This is a genomic window from Mesorhizobium sp. M1E.F.Ca.ET.041.01.1.1 (genome assembly GCF_003997355.1).
GTDB lineage: Bacteria > Pseudomonadota > Alphaproteobacteria > Rhizobiales > Rhizobiaceae > Mesorhizobium.
The window spans coordinates 1-1,761 of sequence record NZ_RZSL01000898.1; the positions used below are offsets into that span (position 1 = coordinate 1).

A 1,761-nucleotide genomic window follows, 5' to 3' on the forward strand; every position below is an offset into this window, starting at 1 on the left:
GCTTTGGAGAAAGCGCCTTCTATCACCGACAGCGCCATCTCCTCTCGACGCAGCGGTGTGAGACGGGCATTCTTATGGATGTTCATTCGGATCCTCCGATGGATGCTGAAGCGTGGTAACTCCAGTCTCCTCGGTCCGGTCCGAATGGACAACCTCCCGAAAGCTCACAGCTAGCCGATCATGTGCCCGGGGAGCATCCAGTTCGAAAGCTTGCTCTAAGCGGCTTGGTGACTTGGCCGAGGTCACCCAGGTGGAAATGACCAACACTTGGGGTAAGCCTAGTGGCGCTCCCCTCGATGATGTCTGGCGGGGTGGTTAGCCGCCTCCGTGGGACAAGATCAGTCTACACGAATGGGCTATAGCCTCTCCTCGCCTGCCTCACTGGCCGTCCTTCAGAGCCGGCCACACGAGCTTTTGTCTTTCAGCAGGGCGTTTTTCTCGCCAGCTACAGAGCCACACCGACGCCATTAATGAGCGTCCAGTCGACGGGTTGGATGGCCCTGTCCATCTTGCCCAGCACCTTGGCTTAGCATTTGCCGGTGCGGCGGAAGCCTTCAAGACGCAGTTCTTGACCTTCTCCAGATCAGCCTCGGATGGATATCGGCAAGGGTTCAGCTCGTCCTTTTGAACTTGCGCATCTTCGTGTTGGCCAACCCCAGGCCGCCCGACATATTTGCGGTCTATCCGGCACCTCAACTTCGAACAACCTTGCGGCAAGCTCTTGGGATAGCCCACGCTCGTGCCTCCACCACCCGCTCAGCAGAGCCAGATTTGTCGTTGATGGCACGGAACTTGCGGAGTCATTCGCAGATGCGTCACGGACCGAGAGTGTCGTCCCATGAATTCGATCACCAAAAAGGCCGCCCGACGTTGCTGGGACCGCCTGCAATTACCTTATCCCAGAATTGGGAGCAACGGCTTCAAAAGGGATAACTCATCACCTCAATTTTGTCGATCGCGCGGCCATCGAACCGCAGCCATCGATCAGACTTCCGCCTCGTTGCACTCATTGCGACCGCCTTGGTGCTTGCGACAACCGCTCAATTCTGGCTGCCAGGATAACCACATATGGCGACGGAACTTCCTGCTTCAAAGCAATATAGAGATCGTCGATCATCCCCCCATCAAGGCCTCGATCGAGGACACCGCGTTCGGCTTGCTTGGTTCGCAGTGAACAGACCGCACTTCGACGAATGCGATCGATGCGACCGCGCCGAGAACTCTCCCGCATTGTCGACGGTTGGGTCCGTCGGCCCTCCGATGAGGCCTCGGATGCGTCGGGCGCCGAGGCCTCGACTGATGCCGACTGGCCGCCGCCGGAAGGTCTCGCGGCTTTGATCCCCGGCGATGTAGCCACCCCTGCTGCAACAGCTCCTAGCCGGAGAACTCATTCATGACCGAATCGGCGACAGATTTAGTGGACGCGGCTTTGTTCGACCGAGATCGGCTTGACCCAGAAAGTCCCTATCAACGTTCTGGCCCTGCATGGGGTGCCATCATTTCGCTTTCCTTCGGCACCTTCGGGCTTGTGACGGCAGAGTTTCTGCCCGCCAGCGTTCTGACACCGCTCGCGCATGATCTCCGTATCACCACGGGCACGGCTGGACAGGCGCTAACAGCGACCGCAATCGTCGCGGCGATCTCGGCACCGATAATCGCCATCGTGACAAAGCGTCTGGACCGCAGGGTCGTCATCTGGGCGATGACGCTCCTGCTGATCCTGTCGAACGTTCTGGCAGAGGTTGCGGGGTCGCTGCCGGT

The 1,761-nt window shown here is 58.9% G+C and carries 1 pseudogene; it reads left to right on the forward strand.

Annotated features, from left to right (window positions below):
• Positions 1-1,393: 1,393 nt before the first annotated feature.
• Positions 1,394-1,761: pseudogene (locus EOA38_RS35630) on the forward strand (MFS transporter); the annotation flags it as partial.